We start from the raw sequence: 15,513 nt of genomic DNA, 5'->3' as shown, positions 1-15,513 counted from the left end.
GCGGGAGGCACTGACGTGAGGCGCCGTTCTAGGCTCCGTGCAGGACCTGGACGGGTAGGACGACCTTGGTACGGGGGTGGCCACGCCATGCCGACGGATGTCGGTAGACGGGCGGACCGCCTCGCCCCAATCCAACGTGTGACACGCGGGATCGACCGTGTGACGCGCGGGATCGATCGCAGGAACGTCGTACGGGGCGCCATAGTGGCCGCCGTCGCCTACGCCGCATGGCTCGCCATCGGCACCTTCGGGCGGCCGTACAACTTCTTCGACATGAAGATCTACCACGGTGCCGTGGTGTGGTGGGCGAGCGGTCACGAGCTCTACGAGTTCATCGCGCCCGAAACCACACTCGGGTTCACCTATCCGCCCTTCGCCGGGCTGGTCATGCTGCCGATGGCGCAGCTGCCGATCGGCGCGGCCGGTCTGGTCAACGCCGCCGCCAGCATCGCCGCGTTGGCGCTGGTGCTGGCCGGGCTGCTCCGACCCATCGTGGACCGACTGGGATGGCCACTGTGGTTCACGGTGGCCCTGGCGGTGCCCCTCGCGGTCGCCATCGAGCCAGCTCGGGAAACCCTCGGCTACGGCCAGGTCAACATCCTGCTGTTCGCCTTGATCATGGCTGACCTGATCGGCCTCCGCTGGCGGTCCCGCCGGGGCACCCACTACGCCGCCACCGACGGCCCACTGCTGCGCTTCATCTACGGCGGAGCCTGGGCGGGGGCCGGTATCGGCCTCGCCACCGCGGTCAAGCTCACCCCGGCGCTGTTCATCGCCTACCTGCTCATCACCCGTCAGTGGCGGGTGGCGGCCACCGCCATCGGCACCACGATCGGCGTGACGGTGGGAACCTTCGCGATCGTCGGTGACGAGTCGCGCACCTACTTCGGCAGCGTGTTGTGGCAGACCGAACGGGTCGGCGCGGCGGACATGACGCCCAACCAGTCCCTCGCCGGCCTGCTCGCCCGGCTGTACGACTCGATCGAGACTCCGGGGCTGCTGTGGCTCGCCTTCTCGGTGCTGATCCTGGCGCTGGGCCTGTCCCGGGCGGCCAGTTCCCGCGCCGACGGTGACGAGCTGACCGCCTTCACGCTGGTCGGTCTCACCGCCAACGTGATCAGCCCGATCTCCTGGACGCACCACCTGGTCTGGGTGATCCCGGCGATCATCGTGCTGGCCGACGCCGCAGTGCGTCGCCGCGAGGCGAGCCGGGGGATGCCGCAGCGCACCGGGCAGGGGCCGGTCTTCGGCGGTCTACCCGGGGTCAACGGGCTCCGCCCGCCGATCTGGTACCCGACGCTGACCGGGCTCCGCCACGGCTTCGCCGCGATCGGGCTCTACCTGCTCTTCCTGATCTCTCCGATCTGGCCGTACGAACACCAATTGCCGGAGATGTCGCACTACCAGGACGGCCTGTTCGGGGCACTGATGGAGAACTCGCTCGCGCTCGCGCTGATCGTGCTGGTCGCCGCGCTGCCCTGGCGCCCAGGCGCGGAGCCGGCGTTCTACGGCGACCGCCTCGCCCGGGCCGTGGTGGTCAACGGCCGCCGCTGACCGGTCAGGGGCAGTTGACCCATTCCTCGGTGCCGTCGGTGAACACCTGCCGCTTCCAGATCGGCAGTCGCGCCTTGACCTCGTCGACCAGCCGGGCGCAGGCCGCGAAGGCCGCCGCCCGGTGCGCGGTGCTCACCGCGGCGACCAGCGCCACGTCACCGATCGCCAGGGGGCCGACCCGGTGCGAGACCGCCACCGCGTACACGTCGGGCTCCGCGGCGATCTCGGCGGCCACCTCGCGCAGCACCTGTGCGGCGCTCGGGTGCCCCTCGTACTCCAGGCTGGTGACCTGGCGGCCGTGGTCGTGATCGCGGACCACGCCCTGGAAGGACACCACCGCGCCGGCCCGGCGGTCGGCGACCGCCGCCTCGTGCGTGGCAAGGTCGAGCGGCTGGTCGGTGACCTCGCCGAAGGTGATCGTTGGTGCGGTCACGACGGACGCTCCCCGGGAAACAACGGCAGTGGCACGAGCGGCACCCGGTCGCCGGGCTCGCCGCTGGTGCCGGGACGGATGACCGCGAACCCGTCCGCGCCGGCCAGGCCACGCAGCATCGCCGAGCCGACGTGGCGGACCGGGAACGCGACGCCGGCGGACCGGTCCAGTCGGACCAACGCCAGGTGGGTGTGGCCGCCGCGACCGGGCACCGCCTCGGCCAACGTGACCTGCGGCAGCACCGGCATCGACCGGCCCTGGAGGCCGGCGAGCAGCGGGGCGACGAGCGACACCAGCGCGACGATGGCGGACTGCGGGTTGCCCGGCAGCCCGGCCACGAAGCGGGCTCGCCCGTCGGGGCCGGTCAGCCGGGCCAGCAGCATCGGGAAGCCCGGGCGGACCGCCACAGTGTTGACCACGTAGTCGGCGCCGAGCGCCTCCAGGGTCGGGTGCAGGTGGTCGACCGGGCCGTTCATCGTGCCGCCGGTGGTGCAGACCAGATCGGCGTTGCCCAGCGCCGAGCGCAGGGCCGCCACGTGCGCGGGCAGTGTGTCGGCCACCGGGCCGACCACGTCGGATGGGCGGACCTGGCAGCCGTAACGCCGCAGCCAGGCCGGCACCGCGGGGCCCAGCGCGTCGCGGATGCGACCGGCCGCGGGCGGGCCGGCCGTCAGCAGCTCGTCACCGAAGACCAGCAGCGCGGCGCGCGGCGCCCGCCGGACCCGCAGCGTGTCGTGCCCGCAGGCGGCGGCCAGGCCGATCACCGCCGGGTCGACCGGCGTGCCGGTCGGCAACAGCTCCTCATCGGCGTACGCCTCCTCGCCGGGTTTCCGCCACTCGGGCGTCTCCCGGGGAACACCGGTGACCAGGCCGTCAGCGCTCGTCGACTCTTCCACCCGGAGCACGGCGGTGGCGCCCTCGGGCACCATCGCGCCGGTCGCGATCTCGACGGTGGTGTCGTCCTCGGTGAGCGGCGCGGGGGTGCTGCCGGCCAGGACCCGACCGACGACGCGCCACGGCCCACGGCCGCGCACCGCCCAGCCATCCACGCTGGAGGTCGGGAACGCCGGCAGGTCGGTGCGGGTGGTCAACGGCTCGGCCAGGGTCGACCCGTCGGTGTCGACAAGTGGTCGGGCGGCGGCGGGCAGGGCGGCGGCCAGACCGACGGCGTAGACCCGCGAACGCGCTTCCTCCCACCCGGCTGGCGGGGGTGCGGTGACCCGATCCGCTGTGGGTGCGGTTTCCGTGCTCACCGACCGAGCCTATCGGCACAGGCCGACACCCGCCCGGGCCTGGCGCGCACCGGTCAGCTGTCGCCGCCGCGAAGCGGTCAGTGGGCGCCGCCGCGAAGCGGTCAGTGGTCCCCGCCGCGGAGCTGGTCGACGGTGTGCCCGAGGATCGGCCCGAGAACGGCCAGGCCATCCCGGGCACCGCCGGTCGAGCCGGGCAGATTGACCACCAGCATCCGACCAGCGACCCCGGCCAGGCCCCGGGACAGCACCGACGTCGGCACCCGGTCCCGACTGTGCGCGCGGATCGCCTCGGCGATGCCGGGGATCTCGTAGTCCAGCAGACCGCGGGTCACGTCCGGGGTCCGATCCGTCGGGGTCACGCCGGTGCCACCGCTGGTCAGCACCACGTCGACACCGTCGGCGCGGGCGGCCCGCAAGGCGTCGCCGACCGGCTCACCGTCGGGCACCACCACCGGGTCGTCGACCTGGCAGCCCAGCTCACGCAGGCCGGTGACGAGCAGCGGCCCGCTGGTGTCGGCGTAGACGCCGGCGGCGGCCCGATTGGAAGCGACGATCACCCGAGCGCGGATCACGGCCGGTCCTCCGGACGGACCCACTCGCCGGTCTTGCCGCCCTCCTTGCGCAGCACCCGGACCGCTTCCACCGACGCCGCCGGGTCGACCGCCTTGACCATGTCGACCAGGGCGAGACCGGCGACAGCAACCGCCGTCAGCGCCTCCATCTCCACCCCCGTCCGGTCCGCCGTGCGGGCGGTGGCCGTGATCTCCACGGTGTCGGTGGTCAGCAGCAGGTCGACGGTGACACCGTGCAGGGCGATCGGGTGGCAGAGCGGGATCAGATCAGGAGTGCGCTTGGCCCCCATGATCCCGGCCAGCCGCCCGACGGCCAACGCGTCACCCTTGGGTAGCCCGTCGCGATGCAGCAGGTCGATGACCTCGGGGGTGGTCCGCAACCGGCCGGCCGCGACGGCCAACCGACCCGTCACCGCCTTGGCGGAGACGTCGACCATGCGGGCCGCGCCGGCGCGATCGACGTGGCTGAGCTGCGCGGGTTCGGTCACGGTCGTGAGCCTATCGGTGCCGTACGACGGCGGTCGGAAGGAGCGGCGTCACGCTGGCGACCGCACCGGGTGCTGCCGGCGCAACGGCCCCGACGCCGCTCCTTCCTCACCAGCCCGCCGCCGAGGTCGCTGGGGGGACCCAGCAGCGGGGCGTGTCGACGACCCGGTTCTGCCCACTGGCAGAACCTCCCCCGTTCGCCGATACGGCCGGTAAGTTACCGGGCCTGCCGATAAGAAATCGATAAGCGCCGTTCAGGCTGGTCAGCGCTCTGCGACCCCTGTCGCGCCGGTCAGCTCGGCGAGGCGACGTTCGGCCTCGAATCGCTCCGGCACGCCCATCCGTCGGAAGATCGCCAACGCCCGCTCCCAGTGCCGTCGGGCCTCGGCCGGGTCGACGCGGGCGAAGTGTTCGGCGAGCCCGGCCAGCGCTCGCCCCTGCTCGTGAGGGTGCGCGATCCGGGTGGCCAACCGCAACGCCTCCTGGTGCACCTCGAACGCCTCGCCACCTCGCCCCTGCGCCAGCAGGGTGCGCCCGAGTTCGTTGAGCGCGGCCGCCTCGACGTGTCGCTCCCCCGAACCGATCGACAAATTCCGGGCCAACTCGTGCTCCTGCTGGGCCTCCACCAGACGACCCAGACCGCGATAGGCGATCCCGAGGTCGTTGCGCACCTCAGCCTCGGCGTACCGGTGGCCGGTGCGATCGCGTAACGCTAACGAGGCCAGGAGAATTCGGATCGCCTGCGGAACGTCACCCATCCGGAGGCGTACGGCGCCGATGTGGCTGAGAGCGTTGAGTGTGTGGAACTCGTCCGAGTTCGTTCGGGCCCACGCCAGGTGCAGGCGATGCAGGCGCAACGCCTCCTCGTAGCGACCGAGTGACGTAAGTGCCATGCCGAGGTTCGGCAGCGCCATCGGCACCCTGCCTCTGCCGTATCCCTTGTAGTCACGCAAGCGCTCAAAACCGACCCTCACCGCTCCAGTCAGGTCGCCGCTCCAGTAGTAAACAGCAGCGAGATTGGCGCGGTAACGCGCGGTTCTGAGCACGTCCCGCGAGTCTTTGGAGAGGGCGACAGCACGGGTCAGATGGTGCAGTGCTTCCCGGTTGTCGCCAGTCCGGATATATCCGGAAGCAAGGTAGTTGTTCATTAATGCCGCCGCACCGACGTCCCCGGATGCGTCCGCTGCGGTCAGCGCGTGCCGGTGGGTCGTGATGATGTCCTCGAAGTATCCGCGGATGTAACAGAATCGCCAGAGGGCACGGGCCAGCCGCCACGAGTGCTCGTGGAAGCCCTCGTCGAGCGCTGCCCTCACCATCGTCACCAAGTCCGTCCGCTCCGCTTCCAACCAGTCAGCGGTGGGCTCCCCGATCGCGTCGACCAACTCGGGCCGCCCGAACGGGAGATGTGTGACGCGAGATTCCAGGTCGTTGAGTTCCAGCGTCTTGGCGACCCTCAACGCCGCCATCAGAGTGAAGTCGAACAGGTGAGCCAACCCGGCCTTTCGATCGCTCCCGGAGTCGGTATGCGAACACAGCTCGATGGAGTACTGCCGCATGAGGTCGTGCAGTCGGTATCGCGTCGAGTCCACGTCCTCCACCAAGTTCCTGTCGACGAGGTCGTCGAGCGCCGCGCGAGCTTCCGCGATCGTCAGACCGGTCAGCGCGGCGACTGCCGGCGTGCTGAAGCGGCTGCCGGGATACAGACCCAGGAATCGGAAGACACGCTTTGTCGAACTCGGAAGAGGCTCGTAGGAAGCGGCGAAGGCCCCGGTGACGGAGCTCTGTTCCTGGGCCAGGTGGTGCAGCACCGGAGCCTCGCCGGCCATCTGCCCAACTAGGTCCGCCAACCGCCAGCCGCGCCGATGCGCCAGCCTGGCACCGGCCAGCCGGATCGCCAGTGGGAGGTACCCGCACCGACGCACCACCTCGGCGGCTGCCTCCGGCTCGACTTCGACCCTGTCCCGACCGACGCTGAGGCTGAGCAGATCCACGCTCTCCTGAGGGCTCAGGATCGGCAGCGTCTGTGAGGGCCCGACATCCGGGTGGGACAGCCGCCGCCGCGAGGTCACCAGCACGACAGTGGTCGGCTCAGCCGGTAACAGGGGCATGATCTGCTCGCTGCTCGCCGCATTGTCCAGCACCACCACTGACCGCCGACGGGCCAACTCCTGCCGCCACAACTCCACCCTGTCGTCCAACTCCACCGGCACACGACCAGCCGGGACGCCCAACTGTCGTAGCAGGAAGGCCAGAGCACTCGCCGACTCCACCCGGTTCTTATCGCCGTGCCCACACAGGTCGATGAACAGCGCGGCGTCCGGATATCGATCGGACAGTCGGCGGGCCAGGTGCACGGCGAGGGTCGTCTTGCCGCTGCCCGCCATGCCGTCGATCATGTGCACGGCTGGCACCCGCTCCTCGACCCGCCAGGTCTCCGCCAGCAGCCGCGACACCACGTCCTCTCTGCCGACGAAGTCGGTGACCGCTCGGGGGAGGTGATCCACCAGGTCGGGCTGAGGCGCTCCTTCGGGGATCGGGACACCGCCCGTGGGAGTTGGGTTCGAAGCACGGCCGGCGTTCTGGCCAGCCGGGCGGGATGCGACGCGGTTCGCCGGTTGCCGGGAAGGCACGGCCGAGACGATCGTGCGGTAGAGAGCCTGGAGGTCGGCACCGGGGAGGACGCCGAGCTCGTCCATCAGCTTCGTGCGAACCTCGTCGTACGTGACGAGCGCGCCCGCGTGGTCGCCGCGCTCGTGCAGCGCCCGCGCGAGGAGGACGTACGCCGGTTCCCGGAGGGGATGACGGGCGATGGCATCCCGTAACAGAGGGATCGCCAGGTCGCCCCGCCCCGCTCTGAGCTGCGCGTCGGCAAGGAGTTCCACGGCCAGGAGACGCTCCTCCTCGGCGGCCACCACGCGTGGGCCGAGCATGGGCCCGAGCGACATGCCGGCGAGCATCGCGCCCCGCCAGCGCGCCACTGCGGACCCCAATTGTTCCAGGGCGCGGTCGACATGGCCGGCTACCAGGGCTTCGCGACCCGCGGCGCACTCCATCTCGAAGCGAAACACGTCAATAGCTTCCGGCCCAAGGGTGAGCCGGTAGCCGCTCTGCTGTCTGACAAGGACACCCCGACCAGCCTCGAAAGCCTCGAAGGTTCGGCGCAGATTGGCCGCGTAGGTCCTTACGTTCGCCACCGCGGACCGCGGCGGTCCGTCTGGCCACAGCTCGTCGACCAGGTCGTCGAGGGTCACCAGCTGCCCGGGTTGGACGGCGAGCATCGCGAGGACAGCCCGCTGTTTAGGCGTACCCAGGTGCAGGTTGCGAGCGAGCAGTTGCACCGAGAGGCCGCCCAGAAGTTGAATCTCCATCCGCCCCCCTGCTTCAGCGGGGTATTCAGCCGATCACGCAACGAAGCTTACGGGCACCGGATGCAACGCCCGATGCCAATCAAGCCGCCGATGCGAACGCTCCCGCAGCCGTCCGCTGCGACGGGCCGACGAGTGCAATGCGAACATTGCAAGAATCATCTGTCGCCTCAGCGGCCTCGACTCCTGCCGCAGCACGGAAAGAAGGAGCGAAAGCCCTCACCTTCTGGTTTGACCGAATCGGCGGATGAGTTGCGGCACAACAGCACCCACACTGAGGGCGCGGTCTAATCAGTCGGCACGGCTCGCGACATTCCGCAACGGACCGGATGCAACAGGCGAGCATCCCAGCGCTCTCCGCACCGGAACGCAAACAGAATGTCACTTATGCGCACAGGATTAACTAATGTTGAGGATAACGACATTTATCATCCCTAACTAGGGCCAACCCCATTTAAGCTCCATTCGTAGAAAGTCGGCGCCAACGGAGCCCGACATCGCACGAAGGAGAGGGTGGGTGAGATGCGCGGAAACGAGTGGGGCTGACATCGGTGCAGGACTTCTGCATCGCCCGGCGATATGGTTGCGAGCACGACAGGCGAGGTAATCCAGGAGTTGCGTGGCCTCTTCACAACGACGCGATGACGGGACCGATCGACGGCTACGGCTGATCGTCGGTCTCCTCGTCGTTGCTGCCACGATCGTTGCGCTCGCCTCCCTGAGACTGACCTTCCCCGCGGCCGATGCTCCGACACCCGACGGAGCAACAGTGGTGACGCTGACCGCCATGATCGCGTTGGGTGCGTTCGTCAAGACGCGCGTACGTATCCGGTCCACGGTGCACCTGATCAGTTGGAGCGAGGCGGCGATCGTCATCGCGGCTGCCATTGCCCCAGTTCCATGGGTGGTGCTCTGCACCTGCATCGGGATCACCATCGCCTCGGCCCGTCTACCACCGATCAAGCTGGCCTTCGGCGTTGGCAAGAACATCCTCGTCGCGGCCGGGGCAGGCATCGCCTTCGCACTGCTCGGTTGGACCTGGCCTGCCATGCAGGCCCCGCAGTTGGTGGGGATCCTCTCGGTCGCGTACCTCCTCGCCGCCTTCCTCGACGAGGTGCTGGCGATCCCCGTGATCGCGCTCGCCTCCGGCACCAAGATCTCGACTCAGTTCCGCAGCAACCTGGACCTTCGCCTGGCCGGCTACGCGGTCCGGTTCGTGGTGGCGGCCCTGACCCTGCTCACCCTCCAGATGGACCCCCGGCTGCTGCTCGCCGTTCCACCCCTGGTCCTGAGCCTGCACCTGGCCTACTCCGCGCGCATTCGAGGCCGCACCGAGCAGCAGGCGTGGCAGCGGCTCGCCCGCACCACCGACGCGCTCAACGTGGTCGACCTGGACAACGTCCTCACCACCGCCGTCACCCAGGCCGCAGAGTTGTTCTCCGCCGACGAGGTCGAGATCGAGCTGCGCGACGGCGGCCGCACAGTACGCGGCGGCACCGGCGGCATCACCTTCGACGGCCCGACCGGCACGCCCACCGACGTGGACGGCACCATCGTCCCCGCGCCGCTGGAAGGCCACGACCGGACTGTCGACGTCGGCATGCTTCGACTGCGCTTCCGCGGCCCGGTGCAACTCTCCGAGCGGGAGCAGTACACCCTGCGCACCTTCGCCTCCGCGCTCTGCACCGCCGTCCGCAACGCCCAGGCGTACGCCGAACTGGCCCGGGTCGCCGACGAGCACGCGTACGCGGCCTCGCACGACGCGCTGACCGGCCTGGCCAACCGCCGGCACCTCCTCGACGAGGGCACCGAACAGTTGAGCACCCGCCACGCCGACGGGGTGACAGCGCTGGTGCTGATCGACCTCAACCACTTCAAAGAGGTCAACGACACCCTCGGGCATGCCGCCGGCGACCAGGTGCTGGTGCAGGTGGCCGACCGGTTGCGGGGTGCCGCCCAGGCGAGCGACCTGGTGGCCCGCCTCGGCGGCGACGAGTTCGCCGTACTCCTGCGGGGTCTACCGGCCCCGGCGGTCGCCGCACACCGGGCCGAGACACTGCTCGCCGCCCTGCACGAGCCGTTCGATCTGGACGGCATGCGCATCAGCGTCGAGGCCAGCGGCGGGATCTCCGGCGCCCCGTCCAACGGTGGCATGGCCGAACTGCTGCGCCGCGCCGACGTGGCCATGTACCAGGCGAAGCGGGCCGGGCAGCGGATCTCCACGTACGCCCCGACCCGCGACACCGCCGACCTAGGTCGCCTCACCCTCGGCGGTGACCTGCCGCGCGCGGTCGCCGACCACGAGTTCGTCGTCAACTTCCAACCCATCGTCGACCTGGGCACCGGTGAGGTGACCAGCGCGGAGGCGCTGGCCCGCTGGCACCACCCCACTCACGGCCTGATCGACCCGCTGCGGTTCCTGGAGGCGGTGGAACGCTCGGGCCTGCTACCGGCCTTCGCCGAAGCGATCCTCGACCAGGCACTGATCGCCGCGGTGAGCTGGCGCGACGCCGGCTTCGACGTACCGGTGGCGGTCAACGTGTCCCCCCGCAGCCTGCTCGACGCGCGGTTCCCGGGCTCGGTACTGGCCCGCCTCCGCGCCCACGACCTACCACCGGACCGGCTGATCCTGGAGCTGACCGAGACGCTGACCCTCAGCCAACTCGACGTGGTCGACCGGGTGCTCAGCCGACTCCGCGACGAGGGAGTCCGGTTGGCGTTGGACGACTTCGGCACCGGCTACTCCTCCCTCTCGCTGCTCTCCCGGATCCCGGTACACGAGCTGAAGATCGACCGGAGCTTCGTGACGACGATGGAGAGTTCGGCGGAGGCCGCCGCCGTCATCCGTTCCACCCTCGACCTGGGTCGCAGCCTCAACCTGGACGTGGTGGCCGAGGGCGTGGAGAGCGAGCCGCAGCGGCGGGCCCTCTGGGAGTTGGGCTGCGTCGCCGGCCAGGGTCATCTGTTCGCCCGGCCCATGCCGTCCGGCACCCTGCTCGCGGCGATGCAGCGCGGTTCGGGCGGCCGACCGGGCGCCCTCGCCGCGCCACTGCACGACGCCGGGGCGGTGATCCGGTTGAGCCAGAACCGCCGCCAGGCCGGCCGTTCCAGGCCCGACCGCCTGCCACACCTGCCCGCCTGAGCAGGCATCGCCCCGCTGCGCGGACAGCCTGGTCTGCCAGACTGTCGCGCGTGATCGTTGACGACCCGACCGCCCACCGCCGTCGCTGGCACTGGCGGACGCTCGACAACGCCGCTGGCGGACTCGCCCTCGACCTGGGCCTCTACGCCGTGTCGGCCACCTTCGCCGCGATCACCGCGGTCACGTCCACCCTGCTGCCGCACCGCGCCTGGGGCGCGGTCGCCGCCGTCGGCTACCTGCTCGCAACGCTGACGGTGATCGCCCAACTTCTGCTGCGTCGACGCTCCCCAACCTCCCGGCTGACCGGTCTGTCCGCCCGCTGGGTGGTCACCGGTCTCGCCTGGACGGCCACCACACTGCTGCCCCTGGCCTGGCAGAGCATCGACCGGGCCGGTGGGCGCACCGACCGGGCCCAGGAGGAGGTGCTGGTCGTGGAGCACGCCGGCAGCCGCCTGCTGGAACACGGCACGCCCTACCTCGGGCCCGACGCCATCGCCGCCCTGCCACCCGGCGAGCAACTGATGGGCTACACCCCGTACCAGCCCGGCATGGCGATGTTCGGCCTGCCCAGAGCACTGCTCGACACCTGGTGGACCGACTCCCGGGTCTGGTTCGCGGTGGGCACCGCGCTGGCGCTCGCCCTGGCCGTGGCCGCCCTGCGCAGAACACCGGCCACCACCGGCCAGGCCACCACCGCCGCTACCCACCGACGGGACGACGCCCTGCTACGCGGCGTGCAGGCCGCCACCGTACTGCCGATCTGTGCCCTCACCCTCGCCACCGGCGGCGACGACCTACCCGTACTCGCGCTCTGCCTGCTGGCCCTCGCGTTCGCCGCCGCCGACCGACCCGGCCGGGCCGGCCTCGCCGTCGGGCTCGCCGGCGCGCTGAAGCTGTTCGCCTGGCCGGTCGCCCTGGTTCTGATCGTCTGGGGCCTGACCCGACGCGCCGGCACCCGGGTCGCCGTCGGCGCCATCGGCCTGCCCATCGCCGCGCTACTGCCGGCGCTGCTGGTGGACCGCGACGCCCTCACCGAGAACGTGCTGCGCTTCCCCCTCGGCCACGGGCTGGTCACCAGCCCCGCCCAGTCCCCGTTCCCCGGCTACCTGATCGCCAACGCGTTACCCGCCGGCCGGCTGATCGCCGCCGCGCTGCTGGTCGCCGCCGGAGTGGCCATCGCCGTCCGGCTCGCCCGCCGCCCGCCCCGCACCGCCGTCGCCACCGCGCTCATCTGCGGGTACGGGCTGCTCGCCGCCATCGCCCTGATGCCCTCGACCCGCTTCGGCTACCTGCTGTACCCGCTGGCCCTGCTGACCTGGGCCCCCGCCCTGCACCGTCCCGTCGACACACCGACCGCAGCGGTTGCCGGTGAGCGGTCCGGTCGGACCACTTCGGCGTAACTCCCGAGCGGAACGGCGCGTCAGGGCGTAGACCTGAAGGCATGACCACCTACCGCGACCGGGCCGACGCCGGCCGGGTGCTCTCCGAACGCCTCACCGCGCTCATCGGCGAACCGGACGTCGTCGTCCTCGGCCTCGTCCGTGGCGGCGTGCCGGTCGCCCGGGTCGTTGCCGAACGGCTCGGCGCACCACTGGACGTGCTGGTCGTCCGCAAGCTCGGCATGCCCTGGGCCCGGGAGGTCGCCTTCGGCGCACTCGGGCCGGGCGGTGTCCAGGTCCTCAACGACGCGGTGGCCAGCCGACTCAGCAGCGACGACATCGCCGAGGTCCGTCACCGGGAGCAGGCCGAACTGGAACGCCGGGAACGGCTCTACCGGGGCGACCGCCCACAGATCGACCTCACCGGACGGACGGCCGTGATCGTCGACGACGGCCTCGCCACCGGCGCAACCGCCCGCGTCGCCGTCGAGGTCGTCCGCCAACTCGGGGCACACCGGGTCGTGGTCGCGGTCCCGGTCGGCGCACAGGAGGCGTACGAACTGCTTGCCGCCGAGGCCGACCAGGTCATCTGCGCCCAACGCCCGGCGGACTTCGGCGCCGTCAGCGTCTACTACGACGATTTTCATGAAGTGTCCGACGAAGAAGTCACCGAGGCGCTCACAGCAACTGCATAGAAACACCGGGTACCGTCGGGCGATGAGTAGCCTCACCTGTCCCAAGTGTCACGGAGAAATGCGCCAGTACGAGCGCAGCGGCGTCGTCATCGACCAGTGCGGGGAGTGCCGAGGCATCTTCCTGGACCGCGGCGAGTTGGAGAAGCTGTTCGAGGCGGAGGCCAACTGGAGCCGCCAACAGGCCGGCGGCGCGCCAGGGCAGCCCGCGCAGCAGCCGGCCGGCTACCCGCCCCCGCCGCCCCCGCCGCACCAGCCCGGTTACGGCGCCGTCCCGCCGCCGCCCCCGCCCGCCCACGGCTACCCGCAGCAGCCGGCCTACGGCCACCAGCAGCAGCAACACCACGGCTACCACGGCCACTACCGGCAGAAGAAGCGCAAGGGCTTCCTCGACGACATGTTCGGCTGAGCCCAGGCCGACTTCCCGCCCGGGTCGATCACGCGTCGGCCCGGGCCATTGATCGTTGGCGGGCGCGAGGCTTCATGCGAGGCTGAATCGCATGACCGCGATCCGACCGGACGAGGCGCTGGCCCAGGCGTACGACGGGATCACCGCCGTGGTCGATGGCCTGGACGACGCCGGCCTGCAACGAGCCACCCGCTGCCGGGGCTGGCTCATCGCCGACCTGCTCCTGCACGTGCTCGGCGACGCCCAACGGGCACTCGTCACCCTGGCCAGCCCCGTCGACGGCCCCGCCGACGTCGACGACGTGAGCTACTGGCGTGACTTCCCCGGCGGAGACGACGAGGCCGCCCGGCACGCCTGGTGGGTCCGCCGATCGGCCGCCGCCTTCGACCGTCCGACCGGGATCGCCGAGCTCTGGCGGGACACCGCGCCGGCGGCGGTCCGCGCCGCCACGTCCGCCGACCCCGACGGGTACGTGACCACCCAGGGACACGTGCTGCGCGTACCGGACTTCCTCGCCACCCTGACCACCGAGGCCGCCGTCCACCACCTGGACCTGACGCTGGAACTGCCCGACGCGCCCCCGCCCGGCCCACTGGCGGTACACGTCGCGGTAGCGACGATGGACGGCCTGCTCAGTGACGACACCGTTCGACCCACCGCCTGGGACGACAACGACTTCCTGCTGAAGGCCACCGGACGCGTCGCGCTGACCGACCGGGACCGACTGGAACTGGGTGAGTCGGCGGGCTGGTTCCCGCTGCTCGGCTGACCGACGACAGGTTGTCGCGTCGATCAGCCGATGGCCATGTCGACGAAGCGGGACAGGTGCAGCTGGGCCGCGACGGTCACGGTGTCGGTGGGTCCATTTCGATGCTTGGCAACAATAAAATCCGCCTCCCCGGCCCGCGGCGACTCCTTGTCGTAGTAGTCGTCGCGGTGCAGAAGGATGACAACGTCGGCGTCTTGCTCAATTGAGCCAGATTCGCGCAGATCGGACAGCTGGGGTCGCTTGTCGGTGCGCTGCTCGGGGCCACGGTTCAGCTGACTGACCGCGATCACCGGGCACTCGACCTCCTTGGCCAACAGCTTGAGGCCACGGGACAGGTCCGCGACCTCCTGCTGACGACTCTCCGTGCGCTTCGGCGAGGTCATCAGCTGGAGATAGTCGACCACGATCATCTTGAGGTCGTGCCGCTGCTTGAGCCGTCGAGCCTTGGCCCGGATCTCCATCAGGTTCATGCTCGGCGTGTCGTCGACGAAGAGCGGCGCCTCGCTGATCTCACCCATGCACCGGGCCAGCTTGGTCCAGTCGTCGTCGGAGAGCTGACCGCTGCGTAGCACGTGCAGCGGCACCCGAGCCTCGGCGGAGAGCAGCCGCATGACGATCTCGACCTTGCTCATTTCCAGCGAGAAGATGGCAGCCGCCTGGTTGGCGCGAATGGCAGCATTTCGGGCAAAATCCATGCTGGCCGTTGATTTTCCGAGACCAGGTCTTCCAGCCACGATGATCAATTGCCCGGCGTGCAGGCCGTTGAGCAGTCGGTCCAGGTCGCTGAAGCCGGTCGGGACGCCGGTCATCATGCCGCCGGTCGCGCCCACCGCCTCGATCTCGTCCAGCGTCGGCTGCAACATGTCCGCCAGGATCGCGAAGTCCTCGCTGACCCGCCGTTCGGTGACGTCGTACACGGCCTGCTGGGCGAGGTCGACGACATCGTCCACGTCGCGGCTGCCGCCGCTGGCGGTGCCGTAGCCCAGCTGCACGATCTTCGTGCCGGCCTCCACCAGCCGGCGCAGGACCGCCCGCTCACTGACGATCCGGGCGTAGTAGGCGGCGTTCGCGGCGGTGGGCACGCTGGCGATGAGTGTGTGCAGGTACGGCGCGCCACCGATGCGTACCAGATCCCCGGAGTCGGCGAGCGCCGCCGCGACAGTGATCGAGTCGGCCGGCTCACCCCGGCCGTAGATGTCGAGGATGATGTCGAAGATGGTGGCGTGCACCGGCCGGTAGAAGTCGTTGGTCTTGAGGATCTCGACGACGTCGGCGATGGCGTCCTTGGAGAGCAGCATGCCGCCGAGGACGCACTGCTCGGCCGCGACGTCCTGGGGCGGGGTCTTGTCGAAGTGGCCATCCCGCTGCTGCGCAGGTGGCTGGCCTCCACCGGAGCGTGGCTCTGCCCGCATGTCGTCGGTGACCGACACGGGTCCCCCCTCCACTGCGCCGGATCCAA

At 70.5% G+C, this 15,513-nt stretch carries 12 protein-coding genes; 6 read left to right on the top strand and 6 right to left on the bottom strand.

Going from position 1 to position 15,513, the window contains the following annotated elements; translation table 11 throughout:
* The first annotated feature begins 87 nt into the window (after positions 1 to 87).
* Positions 88 to 1,554: a glycosyltransferase 87 family protein gene (locus NIE79_RS28845; protein WP_238681570.1), complete on the top strand. Its 1,467-nt coding sequence runs from the start codon at positions 88 to 90 to the stop codon at positions 1,552 to 1,554.
* Positions 1,555 to 1,558: 4 nt separating this feature from the next.
* Here the strand turns inward: NIE79_RS28845 and NIE79_RS28840 are convergent, their stop codons facing one another.
* From NIE79_RS28840 to NIE79_RS28820, 5 genes are all read right to left on the bottom strand, one after another.
* On the bottom strand, positions 1,559 to 1,987 hold the full coding sequence (locus NIE79_RS28840) for a molybdenum cofactor biosynthesis protein MoaE (RefSeq protein WP_196920325.1): 429 nt from the start codon (positions 1,985 to 1,987) through the stop codon (positions 1,559 to 1,561).
* Positions 1,984 to 3,240, bottom strand: a complete 1,257-nt coding sequence (locus tag NIE79_RS28835; RefSeq protein WP_238681569.1) for a molybdopterin molybdotransferase MoeA — start codon at positions 3,238 to 3,240, stop codon at positions 1,984 to 1,986. Before NIE79_RS28835 ends, NIE79_RS28840 begins: the two co-directional genes overlap by 4 nt.
* Positions 3,241 to 3,341: 101 nt before the next feature.
* Complete coding sequence (locus tag NIE79_RS28830; RefSeq protein WP_238681568.1) at positions 3,342 to 3,812, bottom strand: MogA/MoaB family molybdenum cofactor biosynthesis protein; 471 nt, start codon at positions 3,810 to 3,812, stop codon at positions 3,342 to 3,344.
* Positions 3,809 to 4,300, bottom strand: a complete 492-nt coding sequence (moaC, locus tag NIE79_RS28825; protein WP_238681567.1) for a cyclic pyranopterin monophosphate synthase MoaC — start codon at positions 4,298 to 4,300, stop codon at positions 3,809 to 3,811. Before moaC ends, NIE79_RS28830 begins: the two co-directional genes overlap by 4 nt.
* Before the next feature lie 261 nt (positions 4,301 to 4,561).
* Positions 4,562 to 7,666 (bottom strand): AfsR/SARP family transcriptional regulator, encoded by a 3,105-nt coding sequence (locus NIE79_RS28820; RefSeq protein WP_238681566.1) that lies wholly within the window; start codon positions 7,664 to 7,666, stop codon positions 4,562 to 4,564.
* 616 nt (positions 7,667 to 8,282) lie between these two features.
* Here NIE79_RS28820 and NIE79_RS28815 point away from each other — a divergent pair.
* The 5 genes from NIE79_RS28815 to NIE79_RS28795 all read left to right on the top strand — a co-directional run bounded on the left by NIE79_RS28815 (position 8,283) and on the right by NIE79_RS28795 (position 14,054).
* A complete protein-coding gene (locus NIE79_RS28815) occupies positions 8,283 to 10,805 on the top strand; it encodes a putative bifunctional diguanylate cyclase/phosphodiesterase (protein WP_238681565.1) in 2,523 nt (840 codons plus the stop codon).
* A 50-nt stretch (positions 10,806 to 10,855) separates the two neighbouring features.
* A complete protein-coding gene (locus tag NIE79_RS28810; protein ID WP_238681564.1) occupies positions 10,856 to 12,205 on the top strand; it encodes a glycosyltransferase 87 family protein in 1,350 nt (449 codons plus the stop codon).
* A gap of 41 nt (positions 12,206 to 12,246) precedes the next feature.
* A complete protein-coding gene (locus NIE79_RS28805) occupies positions 12,247 to 12,879 on the top strand; it encodes a phosphoribosyltransferase (protein WP_238681563.1) in 633 nt (210 codons plus the stop codon).
* Between the two features lie 22 nt (positions 12,880 to 12,901).
* On the top strand, positions 12,902 to 13,285 hold the full coding sequence (locus tag NIE79_RS28800; RefSeq protein ID WP_238681562.1) for a TFIIB-type zinc ribbon-containing protein: 384 nt from the start codon (positions 12,902 to 12,904) through the stop codon (positions 13,283 to 13,285).
* A gap of 91 nt (positions 13,286 to 13,376) precedes the next feature.
* Positions 13,377 to 14,054: a maleylpyruvate isomerase N-terminal domain-containing protein gene (locus NIE79_RS28795; protein WP_238681561.1), complete on the top strand. Its 678-nt coding sequence runs from the start codon at positions 13,377 to 13,379 to the stop codon at positions 14,052 to 14,054.
* Between the two features lie 23 nt (positions 14,055 to 14,077).
* Here NIE79_RS28795 and dnaB read toward each other — a convergent pair whose 3' ends face one another.
* Positions 14,078 to 15,484 (bottom strand): replicative DNA helicase, encoded by a 1,407-nt coding sequence (dnaB, locus tag NIE79_RS28790; protein WP_238681560.1) that lies wholly within the window; start codon positions 15,482 to 15,484, stop codon positions 14,078 to 14,080.
* Between the last annotated feature and the right edge of the window lie 29 nt (positions 15,485 to 15,513).

The organism is Micromonospora trifolii (assembly GCF_022229005.1).
Taxonomy (GTDB): Bacteria; Actinomycetota; Actinomycetes; order Mycobacteriales; family Micromonosporaceae; genus Micromonospora; species Micromonospora trifolii.
Note: the sequence above shows the minus strand (reverse complement) of the source record. Positions and strands in the feature narration are given on the sequence as shown.

Excerpts from the sequence above, each read along its gene's own strand:
- NIE79_RS28845 (WP_238681570.1), top strand. The coding sequence starts at position 88 with ATGCCGACGGATGTCGGTAGACGGGCGGACCGCCTCGCCCCAATCCAA.
- NIE79_RS28820 (WP_238681566.1), bottom strand. The coding sequence starts at position 7,666 with ATGGAGATTCAACTTCTGGGCGGCCTCTCGGTGCAACTGCTCGCTCGC.
- NIE79_RS28805 (WP_238681563.1), top strand. The coding sequence starts at position 12,247 with ATGACCACCTACCGCGACCGGGCCGACGCCGGCCGGGTGCTCTCCGAA.
- NIE79_RS28800 (WP_238681562.1), top strand. The coding sequence starts at position 12,902 with ATGAGTAGCCTCACCTGTCCCAAGTGTCACGGAGAAATGCGCCAGTAC.
- NIE79_RS28795 (WP_238681561.1), top strand. The coding sequence starts at position 13,377 with ATGACCGCGATCCGACCGGACGAGGCGCTGGCCCAGGCGTACGACGGG.